This is a genomic window from Bradyrhizobium sp. (assembly GCF_036735945.1).
In the GTDB taxonomy this organism is placed as follows: Bacteria; Pseudomonadota; Alphaproteobacteria; order Rhizobiales; family Xanthobacteraceae; genus Bradyrhizobium.
Genome location: NZ_DAINNI010000019.1, coordinates 1 through 16,543, shown reverse-complemented (window position 1 = coordinate 16,543; position 16,543 = coordinate 1). Strand labels below are relative to the sequence as shown.

Sequence of the window (16,543 nt, the reverse complement as noted above, 5' to 3'; positions counted from 1 at the left end):
TTCGAACACCACGTTCTCATGGCCGGGCATGTCCCGGCCATTTACTTTTTCAGAGACGATCGTCAGGCCAGATGGCAGGCCACGAAGTGGCCGTCGCTGCCTTGCTTCAGTTCCGGCGCGCTCTCGCGGCAGCGGGCCTCCGCGATCGGGCAGCGGGTGTGAAAATGGCAGCCGCGCGGCGGGTTCATCGGGCTCGGCACGTCGCCCTGCAGGCGGATACGCTTGCGCTTGATTTTCGGGTCCGGCACCGGCACGGCGGAGAGCAGCGCCTGGGTATAGGGATGCCGCGGGTTGCGGTAGAGGTCGCTGGCGTCGGCGAGCTCGACGATGCGGCCCAGATACATCACCGCGACGCGATCGGAAATATGCTCCACCACGGAAAGGTCGTGGGCGACGAAGAGATAGGTGAGGTGGAGCTCGGCCTGCAGATCTTCCAGCAGGTTGATCACCTGCGCCTGGATCGAGACGTCGAGCGCGGAAACCGGCTCGTCGCAGACGATGAATTTCGGCTCCACCGCGAGCGCGCGCGCGATCACGATGCGCTGGCGCTGGCCGCCGGAAAATTCGTGCGGGTAGCGGCGCATGTGGTCGGCCTTCAGCCCGACCTTGACCAGCAGGCCGGCGACGCGATCTTCGCGCTCGCCGGCGGAGGAGGCGAGGTCGTGGATGGTGAAGGCCTCGCCGAGGATGGCGCCGACCGTCATGCGCGGGTTGAGCGAGGCAAAGGGGTCCTGGAACACGATCTGCATGTTGCGCCGCATGGCGCGGAGGTCGCCGCCGGAAAGGCCACGCAGGTCGTGGCCGTCGAACACGATCTCGCCTTCGCTGGGCTCGAGCAGGCGCAGCACGCAGCGCGCCGTGGTCGACTTGCCGCATCCGGACTCGCCGACCAGCCCGAGCGTCTCGCCGCGGTTGACTGTGAACGACACGCCGTCCACCGCGTGCACGCGCGCGACCTCGCGCGACAACAGCCCGCCCTTGACGGGGAAATGCTTCTTCAGGCCGCTGACGCGGAGCAGGGGTTCGCTCATGCCGTCGCTCCTTGCGCGTCGCCAAGATGACAGGCCATGCGATGTCCCGGTCCGACCTGGCGCAGCACCGGCTCCTGTTCGGTGCAGCGCGCAAACGCGTGGCGGCAGCGCGGCGCAAAGCGGCAGCCGGGAGGTGGATTGATCAGGATCGGAACCGAGCCGCCGATCGTCTCCAGCCGGGTCTTGTGCCTGCTGTCGAGATCGATGCGCGGGATCGAGCGGATCAGCCCTTGCGTGTAGGGATGGCGCGGGCTTTCGAACAGGCTTTCGACGTCGGCCTCTTCCACCACCTTGCCGGCATACATCACCACGACCCGCTGCGCGGTTTCCGCCACCACGCCCATCGCGTGGGTGATCAGCATGACGGCCATGCCGAAGCGGTCCTTCATGTCCTGCAAGAGGTCGAGGATCTGCGCCTGGATGGTGACGTCGAGCGCGGTGGTCGGCTCGTCGGCGATGACGAGCTTGGGCTTGCAGGCCAGCGCCATCGCGATCATGACGCGCTGGCGCATGCCGCCGGAGAACTGGTGCGGATAGTCGTGGACGCGGGCTTGCGCGTTCGGGATCTGCACCAGCTTGAACATCTCGACCGTGCGGGCGAGCGCGTCGCGTTGCGACAGGCCCTCGTGGCGGCGCAGGCTCTCGGCGACCTGTTCGCCGACGGTAAGCACCGGATTGAGCGAGGTCATCGGCTCCTGGAAGATGAAGCCGATATCCTTCGCGCGGATGTCGTCGAGCTGGTGGCTCGAGAGCGGCACCAGGTCGCGGCCCTCGAACAGGATCTGGCCCTGGACGATGCGGCCCGGCGGCATGGCGATCAGCTTGAGGATCGACATCGCCGTGACGGTCTTGCCGCACCCGGACTCGCCGACCACGCACAGCGTCTCGCCCCTGTTGAGGGAGATGTCGACGCCGTCGACCGCCTGGAGGATGCCGTCATCGGTGGCGAAATGGGTCTTGAGGCCCTTGATTTCGAGCAGCGGCGCCATCAGATCACCCGCCGCGCATCGAGCGCATCGCGCAGGCCGTCGCCGATGTAATTGATCGAGACCACGGCGATGAAGATCGCGCCGCCCGGAAACAGCGCCCAGTGCGGGCCGATGTCGAGAAAATCCTTGGCGTCGAACAGGATGCGGCCCCAGGTCGGGGTGTCGGGCGGGAAGCCGAGGCCGAGAAACGACAGCGTCGATTCCGCGATGATCGCGGCCGCCACGTCGATGGTGCCGGCGATGATGACAGGCCCGACGGCGTTCGGCAGTATGTGCCGCACCACCTGCCGCAGCGGGCTGGCGCCGAGCGCGCGCGCAGCCTCGACGAATTCCTTCTCGCGCAGCGACAGGAATTGCGCGCGGACCAGGCGGGCGACCGGCATCCAGCGCAAGCCCCCGATCACGAGCACGATCAGGATGAAGATGCCGCCTTCGGGTCCGAACGCGGCCTTGAGTCCGTCGCGGAACAGGTAGATCAGCAGCAACAAAAGCGGCAGTTGCGGCAGCGAGAGGAAGAGGTCGGTGAGCCACATCAGCGCATAGCCGAGCCAGCCGCGCGACATGCCGGCGAGCGCGCCGATCAGCGTGCCGACGATGACGGAGACCATCATCGCGGCGAGGCCGACGGCGAGCGAGATGCGCCCGCCATAGATCATGCGGGCGAGGATGTCCTGCCCGAGATCGTCGGTGCCGAAGGGATGGGCAAGCGATGGGCCCTGCATTCCCGCGACCACGTCGATCTCGTTGATCGGGATGCGCCAGACGAACGGGCCGAGCACGACGGCCAGGATCAGCACCAGCAGCAGCACGGCGCTGATGGTCGCCGGCCGATGCCGGCGATAGCGCCGCCAGGTCTCCCGCCACGGCGAATAGGCGCGCCGCTCAGCGGAAGGAAATGCGAGGGTCGAGCCAGCCATAGAGGATATCCGCGATCAGGTTGAACAGCACCACGAGACAGGCGAAGACGAAGGTCACGGCCATCACGACGGGCGTGTCGTTGGAGAGAATGGAGGAGATCAGCAGCGAGCCGATGCCCGGAATGCGGAAGATCTGCTCGGTGACGAGGGCGCCGCCGAACACCGCCGGCATCTGCAGCGCGATCAGCGTGACCACCGGGATCATGGCGTTGCGCATCGCGTGCTTGACGATCACCTTGGCCTGGCCGAGCCCCTTGGCGCGGGCGGTGGTGACATAGTCGAGCCGGATGACATCAAGCATCGCCGAGCGCACGAAGCGCGTCATCGAGGCCGCCTGGAACAGGCCGAGCACCATCACCGGCATGATTGCCTGGCGGATCTGCTCGACGAACCAGCGGAAGCCGGTGGCCTTGATGTCACCCGAATAGACGAAGGGCAGCCAGTCGAGCGTCACCGAAAACACCAGGATGAACAGGAGCCCGGTGAAGAAGGTCGGCAGCGAGAAGCCGATGAAGGCAAAGGTGTTGGCGATCTGGTCGAACACCGAATAGGGCCGCGTCGCGGCGTAGACGCCGACGGGGATAGCGATCGACAGCGCCAGCAGTTGCGCCGAGCCGATCACGTAGAGCGTGGCCGGCAGGCGCTGCAGGATGAGCGTATCGACGTTCATCCGGCTGACAAAGGAGAAGCCCCAGTCGCCCTGCGCCATCGCGGCGAGCCAGCGCAGGTAGCGGATATAGATCGGATCGTCGAGGCCGAACTTGGTCCGAAGCGCCGCCGCCACTTCGGGCGGCACGTTCGGGTTGGTCGCGAGTTCGCTGAAGGGATCGCCTGGCGCAAGCGCCAGGACGATGAACAGGACAAGCGAAATGCCGAGCAGGCTCGGGATGGCGATCAGAAGGCGACGCAGGACATACTGACTCATGGGGAAGTGATCCCGCTCGAGGTTATCCCGTCGCCTCCCGGTACCAGTCGAACAGATTGTCGGTTTCGTTGGCCCAGCCGCTGACGACGGGACGCAGCGTGTTGGAGGCCGCTTCCACTTTCAGGCGATGCATCACCGGAATGAAGACGACATCCTGCATCATGATGTCGTTGGCCTTGATGTAGAGCGAGGCCCGCTTGACGAGGTCGGTCTCGGCCTCGGCGGCGTCGATCGTCTCGTCGAATTCCTTATTGACCCAGCGCGGGAAGTTCACGCCCTGCCACTTGTTCTCCTTGGTGGCGACATAGCGCGAATGATAGCGGCGCATGTGCTGCGCCGGATCCGGCTGGCTCATCGGTATCTGGAACATCTCGAGGTCGGCATAGAACTTGGCGTAGGTGTCGGGGTTGGCGACGTCGGAGGAGAAGAACACCGAGGCGACCACCGACTTCAATTCGACGTCGATGCCGGCCTTCTGGCAGGCCTGCTTGACGATCGCCTGTGTCTTCTGGCGCGGGCCATTGATCGCGGTCTGGTACAATAGCTTCAGCTTCTTGCCGTCCTTTTCGCGGATGCCGTCGGCACCCGGCTTCCAGCCGGCGTCATCGAGCAGCTTGGCTGCCTTCTCGATGTTGAATTCCCAGGTGGTGTTCCTGGAAACGAACTTCTCGGGGCCGTTGAGGAAGTTGGGGGTGACGCGCCCGGCGCGGCCGTAGATCACCTTCTTGACCGCCTCGCGGTCAACAAGCATGGCGAGGGCCTTGCGCACCGCTACGTCCGAAAACAGCGGATGCTTGGTCTTCATCGAAGACCGCTCGCCGTCGACCTCGGTATTGGGGTCGGTGAAGTTGAGGGCGATGAACTCGGTATCGCCGCCGACCGCATAGACGGTCTTGCCCTTGCCGCCTTTCTCGAGGCGCAGCAGGACGTCGTCCTCGACCTGGATGTTCCAGCCGAAATCATATTCGCCGGTCTGGATCACGGCGCGCGCGGCCGAGACGGCGTCGCCGCCGCCCTTCATCTCGATGCTGTCGAAATGCGGGCGGTTTGCCATGTGGTAGTCGGGATAGAGCTCACCGCGGATCAGGTCGCCCGGCTTGAACTCGACGAACTTGTAGGGACCGGTGCCGACCGGGGAAAGGTTGTTCGGGGCCTCGCGCGACCTGGCGCCCTTATAGTCCGCGAACAAATGCTTCGGGATGATGGCGCCGGGGGCGCCGACAAAGGCGTCGGCCCAGAACGGCGTCGGCTTCTTGAAGGTGATGCGGACCGTGAGGTCGTCGACCTTCTCGACCGTGATGTCGCGGTGAACGCCGATGGTCACGGTGGCGGTGGCGGGATCGCGGGCATATTCCCAGTTGAACACCACGTCGTCGGCGGTGAACGGCTTGCCGTCGTGCCATTTGACGCCGGGCTTGAGCTTCCAGGTCACCGATTTGCCGTCGGCGGCGAGCCCGCCGTTCTGCAGCGAGGGAATCTCGGCGGCCAGAACCAGCTTCATGTTGCCGTCGGCATCCCAGCAGGCGAGCGGTTCATAGAACAGCCGCGAGCCGTCCTGGTCCTTCGTGCCGGTGGCGAAATGCGGATTGAGCAGCGTGGGGCCCTGCCACCACAACAGCTTCAGCGCACCGCCGCCGCCGCGCTTGGTCGGCTTGTAGGGCGAAGGGCTCTCCGCCATGGCGACGCCGCCGATGGCGAGAAGCTGCGTGGCCATCGGCGCGGTGAGACCGACGGCCAGCATGCGCTGAACGAAGCTGCGGCGATCCATGCGGCCGTCCTTCACCTCGTCGATCATGGTACGCAGTTCACGGTCCAACATCGTTCGTCCCCGTCTTGTTCTTGCATGGGTAATGGCGCGCCGCCGGATGGCAGCGCGATTGTGTTCCGGAGGTAAGATGGCACATCAAATGCCTCCGAGGTCAATGTCTGGCTGTCGACAATCGGCGGTATGGACGCCGCGCCTGATTTCTGCTTGGGCAGAAACGCGCTACGGCGCACATCGCTTCGGCATTCAGCGCCTTCGGCGCGCCAAAACGCAAGGAATTATGCTCCGCGCTGCAAAAAATTTGTTCGCCGAACCTGCCGGGCAGGATCAGGCCAGGGACATGTCCAGCGGCGGCGCGACGCTGTCGGGTAGCGGGCTGACATAGGGGGTGCGGGTGGTCCGCTTCTCCAGGTCGGCCTTGGCGGCGGCGATCAGCGCCGGTTCCGTCAACGCCCTGACGCCGAGCCCGGCCATCGCCTTGGCGGCCTGTACCATCGCCTTGTGGGCGTGCGGGCTCTTGCCTTGCGCCACCACCTGCCAGGTGTGGAAGGGGGTACCGATCGCGACCGTCGGCGCGTGGACCTGAACGGTCGGCACGACCCAGCTCACGTCGCCGACGTCGGTCGAGCCGACCAGCGGATTGCGCTTCGCATCCAGCGGCACGATGAAGTCCGCCAGCGGCCGGTCGGTCGGGTCCATGCCGATCGCGTGATAGACGCTGGCGATGTCCTCGTCGGTCAGGGTTGCGCGGATCTGGCTCGCAAAATTCCTGTCGGCGTCGTCGAAATGCGGCGGGCCCAGCTCCTCCATCACGGCATGCAGCGCCTGTTCGAGCGGGGTGTTGGGCAACAGGTTGGAGACGGCGGAAATGATCCGCATCTCGACACTGGTTTCGGTCATCAGCGCCGCGCCCTGCGCGATCTTGTGGACGCGTTCGACCAGTTCGGTCATGCCGGGCAGGTCGCGGGCGCGGATCGAATAGCGCACGCGCGCATGGGCCTGCACCACGTTGGGCGCGATGCCGCCGGTGTCGAGCAGGGCGTAGTGGACGCGGGCGTCGCTCGGCATGTGCTCGCGCATGTAGTTCACGCCGACATTCATCAGTTCGACCGCATCGAGCGCGCTGCGACCGAGATGCGGCGAGGCGGCGGCATGCGAGGTTCGCCCGGTGAAGATGAAATCGGCGCGGGTGTTGGCGAGCGAAGGGGTGACCGCCACCTCCCAGAAACTGTTGGGGTGCCAGGTGATGGCGATGTCGGCGTCGGCGAAGGCGCCCGATCGCACCATGAAGGTTTTGGCCGCGCCGCCTTCCTCGGCGGGGCAGCCGTAGTAGCGCACGCGGCCCGGCAGCTTGTGCTCGGCGAGCCAGTCCTTCACGGCGGTGGCGGCCAGCAGCGCGGCCGAGCCGAGCAGATTGTGGCCGCAGCCATGGCCATGGCCGCCGGCCTCCAGCGGCCGCGGCTCCGCAACGCCGGCTTCCTGGCTGAGACCCGGCAGCGCGTCATACTCGCCCATGAAGGCAATGACGGGGCCGCCTTCGCCCCATTCGCCCATCACGGCGGTCGGAATGCCCGCGACCTTTTCGGTGACGCGAAAGCCCTGGTGGCGCAGCTCGGCGAGATGCTCGGCACAGGAGCGCGCCTCGGTGTAGCAGACCTCCGGCATCGCCCAGACCCGGTCGGCGAGAGCGACGAAGCGCGGCTTGATCGTGTCGACGCCACGCCAGATGTTGCTGCGATTGTCCATCTTCCGATTTCCGTTTCCCTGGAGACGATGTGGGGTTGAAGTGTTACCAGCTTCGCCTGAAGACGCCCAGCGTTACAGTTTCATGCCGTAGGGCCGGAACAGCCGGCCTTTCTCCACCACCAGCACGACCGCAAGCGCGGCCAGCGTGCAGAGCAAAAAGGCGGTTGAGAACGGCACCAGCGTGCCGTCGAAATCCTGGCCGATGGTGGCGCCGATGCTGATGCCGAGCAGGGTGGTGATCGAGCCGTACAGCGACGCGGCGGTGCCGGCGATATGGCCCTGCGGCTCCATCGCGAGCGCGGTGAAGTTCGAGATCATCAGCCCGAAGGCGAACATCAGCCCGACCGAGAGCACCATGAACAGCGGCAACGGCAGCATCTCGAGCCTCGCCGCCGCCAGCATGATGGCGGCGATGACGACGTAGCCGATCAGCGCCGCGTGCGAGATCACGCGCATGCCGAGCCGGCCGACCAGCCGCGAATTGACGAAGCCGGCGATGGCGGTGCCGACGGCAACGCCGGCGAAGGCGAGCGGAAAATAATTCCCGAGCTGGTAGATGCCGGTGAACACCTGCTGCGACGTGAAGATGTAGGCGAACAGCGAGCCCAGCACGCCGCCGGCCGTGAGCGCATAGCCCAGCGTCTGGCGATTGGTCACGGTCTGGCGGAACGCATCCAGCACATCGCGAACCGCGAGCGATCGGCGGTTGGCGGGGGCCAGCGTCTCCGGCATGCGCAGCGCGCTCCAGATCAGCGCGACCACGCCATAGAGCATCAGCACGATGAAGATGCCGCGCCACTGCGCCAGCAGCAGCACGGCCTGGCCGAAGGCAGGTGCCACGACGGGCACCGCAATGAAGATCATCATCGCCAGCGACATCACGCTCGCCATCCGTCGTCCGGCATAGCAGTCGCGCACGATCGAGGTTGCGATCACGCGCGTCGCCGAGGTGCTGAGGCCCTGCAGCGCGCGCGCCAGCAGCAGCGTCTCGAACGAGGGCGCCGCGATCGCGAGCAGGCTGGCTGCGCAATAGACGGTCATGCCGCCGAGCAGCACCGGCCGCCGCCCGAACCTGTCGGAGACCGGACCGATCACGAACTGGCCGACCCCGAAGCCGACCAGAAAGATCGACAGCACCATCTGCGGCCGGTTCGCCGAGGTGATGCCGAAGGCGGATGCGATGTTCGGCAGGGCCGGCAGCATCATGTCCATCGCAAGCGGATTGAGCGCCATGATGGACGCGATCACGATCACGAATTCAGGAAAGCCCATCGGGCGGTGGCTGGAAGCAGCCACGGCATCGGCGCTGGTATTGGACAACGAAAAATCCTCGTGAGGAAGGCTTTCTACGCATCTTGTTGCGGCGCGCAATCGTCGTTTTCGGAATGGCAGCTCCCCGGAACCTGTAGGCAATGGTGCTCGAACTCGCGGCAGGTCTGCTTTGGCCGGCATCAGCCTGGTCGTTTGCGTCCAGCGAAGCTTGCGAAGATCGAGAAGAACAGAACATTGTAGAGGAAACCGAAAAGAATCTGCACGCTGACCAGGAATTTTGCCAGGCCCGACTTCGGCGAAATGTCGCCGTATCCGGTCGTAGTCATGGTGACGATGCTGAAATAAAGCGCTTCGCCCAGCGTGAGATCGCCGGAAAACGCAGCCGGGCCTTGAACGCGCGCAATATATACATACAGCACCGCGAAGCAGAACGCCGCCAGCACAAAGGCTATGGTCACATCGAGGAGAATTTTCCAGATCGGCGTAAGCTCAAGGTATCGGGCGCTGTGCGCGCCATAGAGACCTTGAAGGGTCCTGACGATGCGCCAGATCAGATAGAACCAGATGGCGAATACGCCGGCTTTGGCGGCATCTCCTACATAGGTCGTAAAGGCATTTTCGGGGAAGAAGCGAGGCACGCCCGCCTCGACCAGCAAACCGAAAACGCAATAGGTGATGATGACCGGACCGATCACCCGGAGCCAGCGCGGAACCCAGCGGACGGTAAAGCTGCTCATATTGTCATTCCCGCATCATGATGCTGCCTGCGTCCCGGGCGGGACTACGTACAGCGTCATGGCGAATATGGCATAGATGAACAGCAGCAGCGCGCCGATGAACCAGGCCGAGCGTCCGCCATTGGTGACGAAGCAGGCGGTCACGGTCGCGATCATCACCATGACGACGGCGCCCGGCCAGAACTGCAGGTCCATCGGGTGGGGACCGATCACGTAACTGAGCAGCACCAGGACCGGCGCAACGAACAGCGCGATCTGCGAGGAGCTGCCCAGCGCGATGCCGACGCTCATGTCGAGCCGGTTCCTGCGCGCCGCGGAAAACGCCACGGCCATTTCCGCCGCGCCGCCGACCAGCGCAACGACGATGAAGCCGATAAAGGCCGGGCTCATCCCCAACGTTTCGCCGGCCTTCTGGACCGAGCCGACGAAGATTTCGCTGACCAGTGCCACCAGCACCGTGACTACGATCAGCGTGCCGACGGCTACGCCGACCGGCAGCGTGGCCTCTTTCATTTCGCCATGGTCTTCGCTGGCGAAAAGGTCCTTGTGCGTCTTCAGCGAGAACAACAGGCTCAGGGCGTAGGCAATGATCAGCAGCACGGCGAGTCCGGTGCTGAGTTTCTGCGTCACTGACTGACCCTGGGCGAGATCTAGATCGGCGACCGCGGCCGGCGTGATCAGGGCAATGGTGGCCATCAGCAGCAGCGCCGCATGTAGCCTTCCGCCGGCGCGATTGAATACCTGCGTACGGTAGCGCAGCCCGCCGAGCAGGAACGACGTTCCCAGCATGAACAGCGTGTTGGTGACGATCGCGCCGGCGATCGACGCCTTCACCAGCATGTATTCTCCGGCCTGCAGTGCGGCGAGCGCGATGATCAGTTCGGTCAGATTGCCCAGCGTGGCGTTGAGCAGGCCGCCGACGGCATCGCCGGTCTTCTCCGCGACGCTCTCGGTGGCATGGCTGAGAAGGGCGGCCAGCGGCACGATGGCGAGGACGGCGAGCACGAACAGGAGGGTGTGAGCCGAAGGCGCAAGCATCTCGGTCGCCAGGACGATCGGCACGAACGCCAGCATCCACAGCAAAGGGCTGTGCCGGATCTCCTTGATCAGCGCGTTCATGGTTTGGTCCCCGCCAACTCTGCCGACTGCAGGAACAATTCGGCCGGGCAGCGCGATCAGTATTGACGTAGCTCAACGAAAGCGGCGGCGTCATCTGTCTCCGGATACTCCTGGCCGCCGGGCCTGCAAAATCATTGTTCTGACCGGCTGCTTGCTCTATCCCCTAGGCACTATCGGCGGCGATCGCTTTCGAACGGAGACCTCGTGTCCGGACAGACCTTGAAGATCGGCACGCGCAAGAGCGTGATGGCGCTGGCGCAGACGGAAGGTATCGCGAAGCTGCTGCGCGCCTCCGATCCCGCGCTCGATGTCGAGATCATCAAGTTCGAGACCCGCGGCGACCAGGACCAGACCAGCAAGCTGCTGCGCCATGGCGGCAAGGGTGGCGCCTTCGTCGCCGAAATCCGCGAGGCGATGCGGCGCGGAGAACTGCAGGCGGCAATGCATTCGCTCAAGGACGTTCCCGGCAATGAGGAGACCCCCGGCCTCGTCATCGGCGCGACCCTGCCGCGCGATCCTGCCAACGACGCGCTGGTGCTGCGCGCCGGCCTCTCGCTGGATGCGTTTAGCGCTTCGCATGGCAAGGGCTTCAAGATCGGCACCAATGCGGTGCGACGCGCGGCCTATCTGCGCCGGCTGTTCCCCGAGGCGAGCGTGATTCACTTCCGCGGCGCCGCCGATACGCGCGTTGCCAAGCTCGACCGCGGCGACAGGCAGCGGCTGCCCGGCGGCGGTGAGGTGGGGCCTGCGGACGCGCTGGTGATGGCACGTTCTGGCTTGGAACGGATCGGCATGGCGTCGCGCATCGTTCACGACTTTTCGGTGCGCGAGATGTTGCCTGCGGTGGGGCAGGGCATCGTCGCGGTCGAATGCGTCGAGAACGACTGGGTGACGCGCGACCGTCTTGCGAAGATCGAGGATGCCTCCTCACGGCTCTGCGCCGAGGCCGAACGCGAGGTGCTGTGGGTCTTGAACGGCCACTGCAATTCGCCGATCGCCGGCCACGCCACGCTTGATGGCGGCGCGATGACGCTGACGGCATCCGTGCTCGACGAAGCCGGCGACCGTTTTATCGAGGTGTCGCGGCAGGGCGCCGCCGACCGTCCCCGCGAACTCGGCCGCGCGGTCGGACTCGAGCTGCTCGACAAGGGCGCCGCCGAGATCATCGCGCGCACGCGGCCGGAGGAAGAGTCGCTGCTTTCGTGAGGTGGCCGGAATGGGGATGGGCCGGATTGCCCCGCCGCTACGATCCATCCGAGCGCGCGATCAGCTCGGCGATGCGGATGTCGGCGCGGCGGAGCCGCCGGCACAGTTCGCGGTTGATGTTCTGCATCACGATGACATAGGCGTGGATGTCGGCCTTGTAGTAGGCGTAGAGGTTTTTCGCCGTGAGTTCGTAGAGCACGGTTGCGCTCTCCGCCATCACGGTGGCCGAGCGGTTCTGCATCTCGATCAGCGTCATTTCACCGAAGAAATCGCCCGGCTCCAGCGCCGCCATCCAGATCGAGCGGCCGGAATCGCCGAGCCTGCTGACGACAAGCTCGCCCGCGTGAACCACGAACATCGAGCGGCCCGGCTCTCCTTCGGCAACGACCGTGGCGCCGGCCTCGTACTGGCGCTCGACCAGCATGGTTACAAGCAGATCGAGGCTGGCGTCGGAGAGGCCACCGAAGAAAGGCGTGGCGAGCAAAAATGCCTTCAGATCGGGTGAGCTGACAGCCATCGCGGCAATATACGCCGGCGTCCGGCAGCGGCAAGTTCGGAAGCCGCCTTCGCGGCGGTGAGCGTCACAGCCACAGGATCTTCTTGCGGTAGTCGAGATCGGTCAGCAGCGGCTGCGCGGGCCCCTGGTGAAACACGGCGCCGCGCTCCAGCGCGAAGACGCGGTCGGCGAGTGCCAGCACGAGGTCGAGATTGTGCTCGACGATCACGATCGAGATATGCTGCCGCAACCGGTCGAACACCTTGAACAGTTCGAGGATCACGGCCGGCGCCAGCCCCTCGAAGGGTTCGTCGAGCAGCAGCAGCTTGACATTGCCCGACATCGCGCGCGCGACCGCGACCATCTGCTGCTCGCCGCCGGAGAGATAATCCGCCGCGACGTCCATGCGCTCTTTGAGGCGCGGGAAGTATTCGAGGATCTGCGCCTCGTCCCAGACCACGCCGGTGCTGCCGTCGGTCTTGCGCGCGAGGCGGCCGAGCGCGAGATTTTCCCTGACCGTCATGCCGGCGAACAGGCCGCGGCCCTGCGGCACATAGCCGATGCCGGCGCGCGCGATCTCGGGCGCGGGCAGGCGGGAGATATCGGCACCGGCATATTCGATTGAGCCCGATGACAGCGGCACCAGGCCGGCGAGCGTCTTCAACAGCGTCGACTTGCCGGCGCCGTTGCGGCCGAGCAGCGCGACGATCTCGCCCTCGCGGACTTCCAATGTCGCATCGTGCAGGATGTGGCTCTTGCCGTAGAAGGTGTTGACGCGTTCGGAGCGCAGGATCTGCGCGGCGCTGTCGCGGGCCTCTGCGCTCTTGACGTGCTCGACCTCGGGCACGCCGGTGCCGGTATAGACCTCCTGCACCCGACGGTCGGCGCGCACCGCCGCGGGCGCGCCGGTCATCAGCACCTCGCCCTGGTTCATCACGGTGACGTTGCGGGAGAAGCCGAGCACGCGGTCGATATCGTGCTCGACGATCAGGACCGGAATGTTGGCGGCGATGTTCTTGACGAGGTTCGAGACGCGCTCGCGCTCGGCGGCGGCAAGGCCCGCCAGCGGTTCGTCGAGCAGCAGCACCTGCGGCTTGGAGCCGAGCGCGATGCCGAGGTCGACCAGCCGCTGCCCGCCATAGGAGAGCTCGCCGCCTTCGATGGCCTCGATGCCCTCGAGGCCGAGGAATTTGATCAGTTCGGCGGTCTCGGCGTGGATGTCGCTGTAACGATCGATGTCACGCCAGAGGTCGAAGCGGCCAGGGTTTTGCGCCTGCAGCGACAGTCGCAGGTTTTCGTAGATCGAAAGGCCCTTGAACAGATTGGTGATCTGGAACGAGCGCGCCAGCCCCTGGTGGCAGATCAGGTCCGACGGCACGCCCTGGATCTCGCGGCCGTTCAGCCTGATGGCGCCACTGTCGGTCGGATAGAGGCCGGAGACCAGATTGAACAGCGTGGTCTTGCCCGCGCCGTTCGGGCCGATCAGCGCGTGGATTTCGCCGGCGCCGACGGTAAGGCTCGCATCGGTCACGGCGCGGATGCCGCCGAAGGATTTTGAGACGCCGCGCACCTCGAGCACGGTTCCGTCGATCGCCCCGGGCCGCAGGAAGGCCGGCAGCGGCAGGCCGTCATAGATCTTCCGCCTGCTCATCGCCGCCGCTTCTTCCGGCGGCGGCCACCAGCGCCTTGAAAGCGTCGCCCAGATGCCGACGAGGCCGCCCGGCGAATACAGCACGAAGGCGACGAAGACGAGGCCGAACCACAGCAGCCAGTTCGGTGTCCATATCGAGAACAGCTCGCGGAACAGGATGAAGAAGAGCGCGCCGATCGCCGGCCCGAGCATGCTGCGCATGCCGCCGATCACGACGATCGCGAGCAGTTCGCCGGAGAACGGAACGGAGACCGCTTCGGCCGACACGAGGTAGTTCTGGAAGCCGATCAGCCCGCCGGCAAAACCGGTGACGACGGCCGAGATGACGAAGACGGCGAGCTTGTAGCGCTCGACCGGATAGCCCTGGAACGTAGCGCGCAACTGGTTCTCGCGGATCGCCATCAGCACATGGCCGAACGGCGAGCGCACCAGCCGCAGGAGAAGATAGAGCACGCCGAGACAGAGCACGGAGACGACGATGTAATAGTTCAGCGCGCTGTCAAGGCTGAACGGGCCGAAGCTGCCGCGCTTCAGGCCGCCGAGGCCGTCCTCGCCGCCGGTCACGGCGGTCCAGCGAAAAGCAATCGTGTAGGCCAGCGCCGACAGCGCCAGCGTCAGCAGCGAGAAATAGACGCCGCGGCGGCGCAGGATGACGAAGCCGACGAAGGTCGCGATGATGGCGACCGCGATCGCCGCCAGCGCCAGCGGCAGGAAGATGTCGCCGGCGAACCAGTTGCGCTGGATCAGGCCGGCCGCATAGGCGCCGATGCCGAACCAGGCGCCGTGGCCGAACGACACCAGCCCGGTATAGCCGATGCAGAGGTTGAGCCCCATCGCGGCAATCGCAAGCGCCACCACCATGGTGCCGGTGTTCAAGGAGAGGCCGAGCAGATGAAGGCCGAACGGCAGCGCGACGAGGGCGAGCGCAGCCGACAGCAGCGGACGGTATTTGGCGGCGAAACTGGTCGTCATTCGAATTTCTCGATCCGTTCGCCGAGCAGCCCGCGCGGCCGCACCATCAGCACCAGGAACATCAGCACGTAGATCGAGGCCTCGCCGGCGGCCGGTGCGAAATGAATGGTGATGCCGCGGACGACGCCGACCAGCATCGCCGCCAGCACTACCCCCCAGAAACTGCCGAGGCCGCCGATCACGACGACGACAAAGGCCACCGTGATGATCTCCGCGCCCATCGCCGGATGCACGATCGTGATCGGCGCAAAGAACGCGCCGCCGAGCGCGGCCATGCCGACGCCCAGCATGACGATCGCGGTCATGTAGGGCTGCAGGCGGATGCCGAGCGCTGCGACCATGTCGGGGCGCTGGATGCCGGCGCGCACCACGCGGCCGAACGAGGTCTTGTGCAGCAGCAGCCAGACGCCGAGCAGGATCGCGGCGACGACGGCGAGGATCAGCAGGCGGTAGCGCGAGAACAGGAAGTCGCCGAGGAAGACCGAGCCGCGCAGGCCTTGCGGGATCGCGGCCGAAATCGGCGGGGCACCCCAGATCATGCGGATCGCCTGCTCGGTGACCATGGCGAGGCCGAACGTCACCAGCAGGCTGAGGATCGGATCGGCGTCATAGAAGCGGCGCAGGATGAAGCGCTCGAACAGGATGCCGAGCAGGGCGACGGCGATCGGCGACAGCACCATGGCCGGACCGAAGCCGAGATATTTCGTGATCTCGACGGAAACGTAGGCGCCGAGCGCATAGAACGCGCCATGCGCGAGATTGACGATGCCGCCGACGCTGAAGATCAGCGACAGCCCGAGCGCAATCAGGAGGTAATAGCCTCCGAGCACCAGGCCGTTCACCACCTGCTCCAGCAGAAATCCGAACTGCATGTGTAATCCGCGACTTTAGAAACGCGCCTTGAAAAGAGACGGCGCCGGCGCTTTTTGCCGGCGCCGTCAACGCCAGTGGGCCCGACGCCCGGATCGGGCTTGTTACGCCTTCATGTTGCAGGGATTCTGCTGCTGCGTCGGGTAGATCGATTCAAGCTCGGCGCCGGCCGCCGGCACGGCGTCGCCGAGCACCAGCATGTCCCATTTGTCCTTCATCTCGCCCTTCGCCTTCACCGTGAACGGATAGGCCTCCTGGACGAGCTGATGGTCCCAGGAGCGGAAATAGGCCTTGCGCGCCTTCATGATGTCGAATTGCGTCTGCTTCTCGAAATAGGCGATCAGCGCGTCGCTCTCGGTCGACTTGGTGTCGGTGATCGCCTGCGCGATCATTTTCAGGGTGATGTATTCGATCCAGGCGTGGTTCTCCGGGGGCTTGCCGTGCTTCTTGATGAAGGCCTCGACGAAGGCCTTCGAGGCCGGATTGTCGAGCGTGTGATACCAGACCGTCGGCCAGGTGCCGGAAAGATTGCCTTCGCCCATCGCCCAGGCGTCGCCGGTGTTGAGGTTGAATCCGACGAGCGGATAGGGGAGGCCGAACTCGGCATATTGCTTGACGAGGTTGGTGACCTGGTTGCCGGCGAGGTTGCAGCACACGACGTCGGGCTTGGCCTGCCGCACCTTCAGGAGATACGGGCTGAAATCGGTAACGTCCGTCGCGATCAGTTCGTCGCCGATCAGCGTGGCGTCGTTGGCGGCAAAGAAGGCCTTTGCGGCCTTCAGCAGGTCGTGGCCGAAAATGTAGTCGGCGGTCAGCGTGACGAACTTCTTGCCCTTCACCATGCCCT

14 protein-coding genes are annotated in these 16,543 nt (G+C 65.3%); 1 reads left to right on the top strand and 13 read right to left on the bottom strand.

Going from position 1 to position 16,543, the window contains the following annotated elements; translation table 11 throughout:
- Positions 1-62: 62 nt before the first annotated feature.
- The 9 genes from V7E26_RS09465 to cax all read right to left on the bottom strand — a co-directional run bounded on the left by V7E26_RS09465 (position 63) and on the right by cax (position 10,501).
- Positions 63-1,031, bottom strand: coding sequence for an ABC transporter ATP-binding protein (locus V7E26_RS09465; RefSeq protein ID WP_324415186.1), 969 nt, complete (start codon positions 1,029-1,031; stop codon positions 63-65).
- Entirely contained in the window at positions 1,028-2,020 is a 993-nt protein-coding gene (locus tag V7E26_RS09460; RefSeq protein WP_324415185.1) for an ABC transporter ATP-binding protein, read from the bottom strand. The genes V7E26_RS09465 and V7E26_RS09460 overlap by 4 nt, the downstream gene beginning before the upstream one ends.
- Positions 2,020-2,937: an ABC transporter permease gene (locus V7E26_RS09455; protein ID WP_324415184.1), complete on the bottom strand. Its 918-nt coding sequence runs from the start codon at positions 2,935-2,937 to the stop codon at positions 2,020-2,022. Before V7E26_RS09455 ends, V7E26_RS09460 begins: the two co-directional genes overlap by 1 nt.
- Complete coding sequence (locus V7E26_RS09450; RefSeq protein WP_324415183.1) at positions 2,903-3,862, bottom strand: ABC transporter permease; 960 nt, start codon at positions 3,860-3,862, stop codon at positions 2,903-2,905. The genes V7E26_RS09455 and V7E26_RS09450 overlap by 35 nt, the downstream gene beginning before the upstream one ends.
- Before the next feature lie 22 nt (positions 3,863-3,884).
- Complete coding sequence (locus V7E26_RS09445) at positions 3,885-5,681, bottom strand: peptide ABC transporter substrate-binding protein (protein WP_324415182.1); 1,797 nt, start codon at positions 5,679-5,681, stop codon at positions 3,885-3,887.
- Between the two features lie 273 nt (positions 5,682-5,954).
- Complete coding sequence (locus V7E26_RS09440) at positions 5,955-7,373, bottom strand: M20 family metallopeptidase (protein ID WP_324415181.1); 1,419 nt, start codon at positions 7,371-7,373, stop codon at positions 5,955-5,957.
- Between the two features lie 72 nt (positions 7,374-7,445).
- Positions 7,446-8,645 carry a multidrug effflux MFS transporter gene (locus V7E26_RS09435; RefSeq protein WP_442893378.1) on the bottom strand — a complete coding sequence of 400 codons (1,200 nt, stop codon included), beginning with the start codon at positions 8,643-8,645 and terminating at the stop codon, positions 7,446-7,448.
- 179 nt (positions 8,646-8,824) lie between these two features.
- Positions 8,825-9,382 (bottom strand): potassium channel family protein, encoded by a 558-nt coding sequence (locus tag V7E26_RS09430; protein ID WP_324415179.1) that lies wholly within the window; start codon positions 9,380-9,382, stop codon positions 8,825-8,827.
- Positions 9,383-9,397: 15 nt separating this feature from the next.
- Complete coding sequence (cax, locus tag V7E26_RS09425; protein ID WP_324415178.1) at positions 9,398-10,501, bottom strand: calcium/proton exchanger; 1,104 nt, start codon at positions 10,499-10,501, stop codon at positions 9,398-9,400.
- Positions 10,502-10,720: 219 nt separating this feature from the next.
- On the opposite strand from cax, the gene hemC reads away from it, so the two are divergent.
- Positions 10,721-11,707, top strand: a complete 987-nt coding sequence (gene hemC / locus V7E26_RS09420; RefSeq protein WP_442893377.1) for a hydroxymethylbilane synthase — start codon at positions 10,721-10,723, stop codon at positions 11,705-11,707.
- Between the two features lie 37 nt (positions 11,708-11,744).
- On the opposite strand, the gene V7E26_RS09415 is transcribed toward hemC, so the two are convergent.
- The 4 genes from V7E26_RS09415 to V7E26_RS09400 form a co-directional block, all read right to left on the bottom strand.
- Complete coding sequence (locus V7E26_RS09415; RefSeq protein ID WP_324415176.1) at positions 11,745-12,224, bottom strand: Crp/Fnr family transcriptional regulator; 480 nt, start codon at positions 12,222-12,224, stop codon at positions 11,745-11,747.
- Positions 12,225-12,288: 64 nt separating this feature from the next.
- A complete protein-coding gene (locus V7E26_RS09410) occupies positions 12,289-14,826 on the bottom strand; it encodes a branched-chain amino acid ABC transporter ATP-binding protein/permease (protein WP_324415175.1) in 2,538 nt (845 codons plus the stop codon).
- Entirely contained in the window at positions 14,823-15,698 is an 876-nt protein-coding gene (locus V7E26_RS09405; protein WP_324415174.1) for a branched-chain amino acid ABC transporter permease, read from the bottom strand. Before V7E26_RS09405 ends, V7E26_RS09410 begins: the two co-directional genes overlap by 4 nt.
- Before the next feature lie 102 nt (positions 15,699-15,800).
- The coding region (locus V7E26_RS09400) for an ABC transporter substrate-binding protein (protein WP_324415173.1) at positions 15,801-16,543 on the bottom strand (743 nt) is incomplete at its 5' end.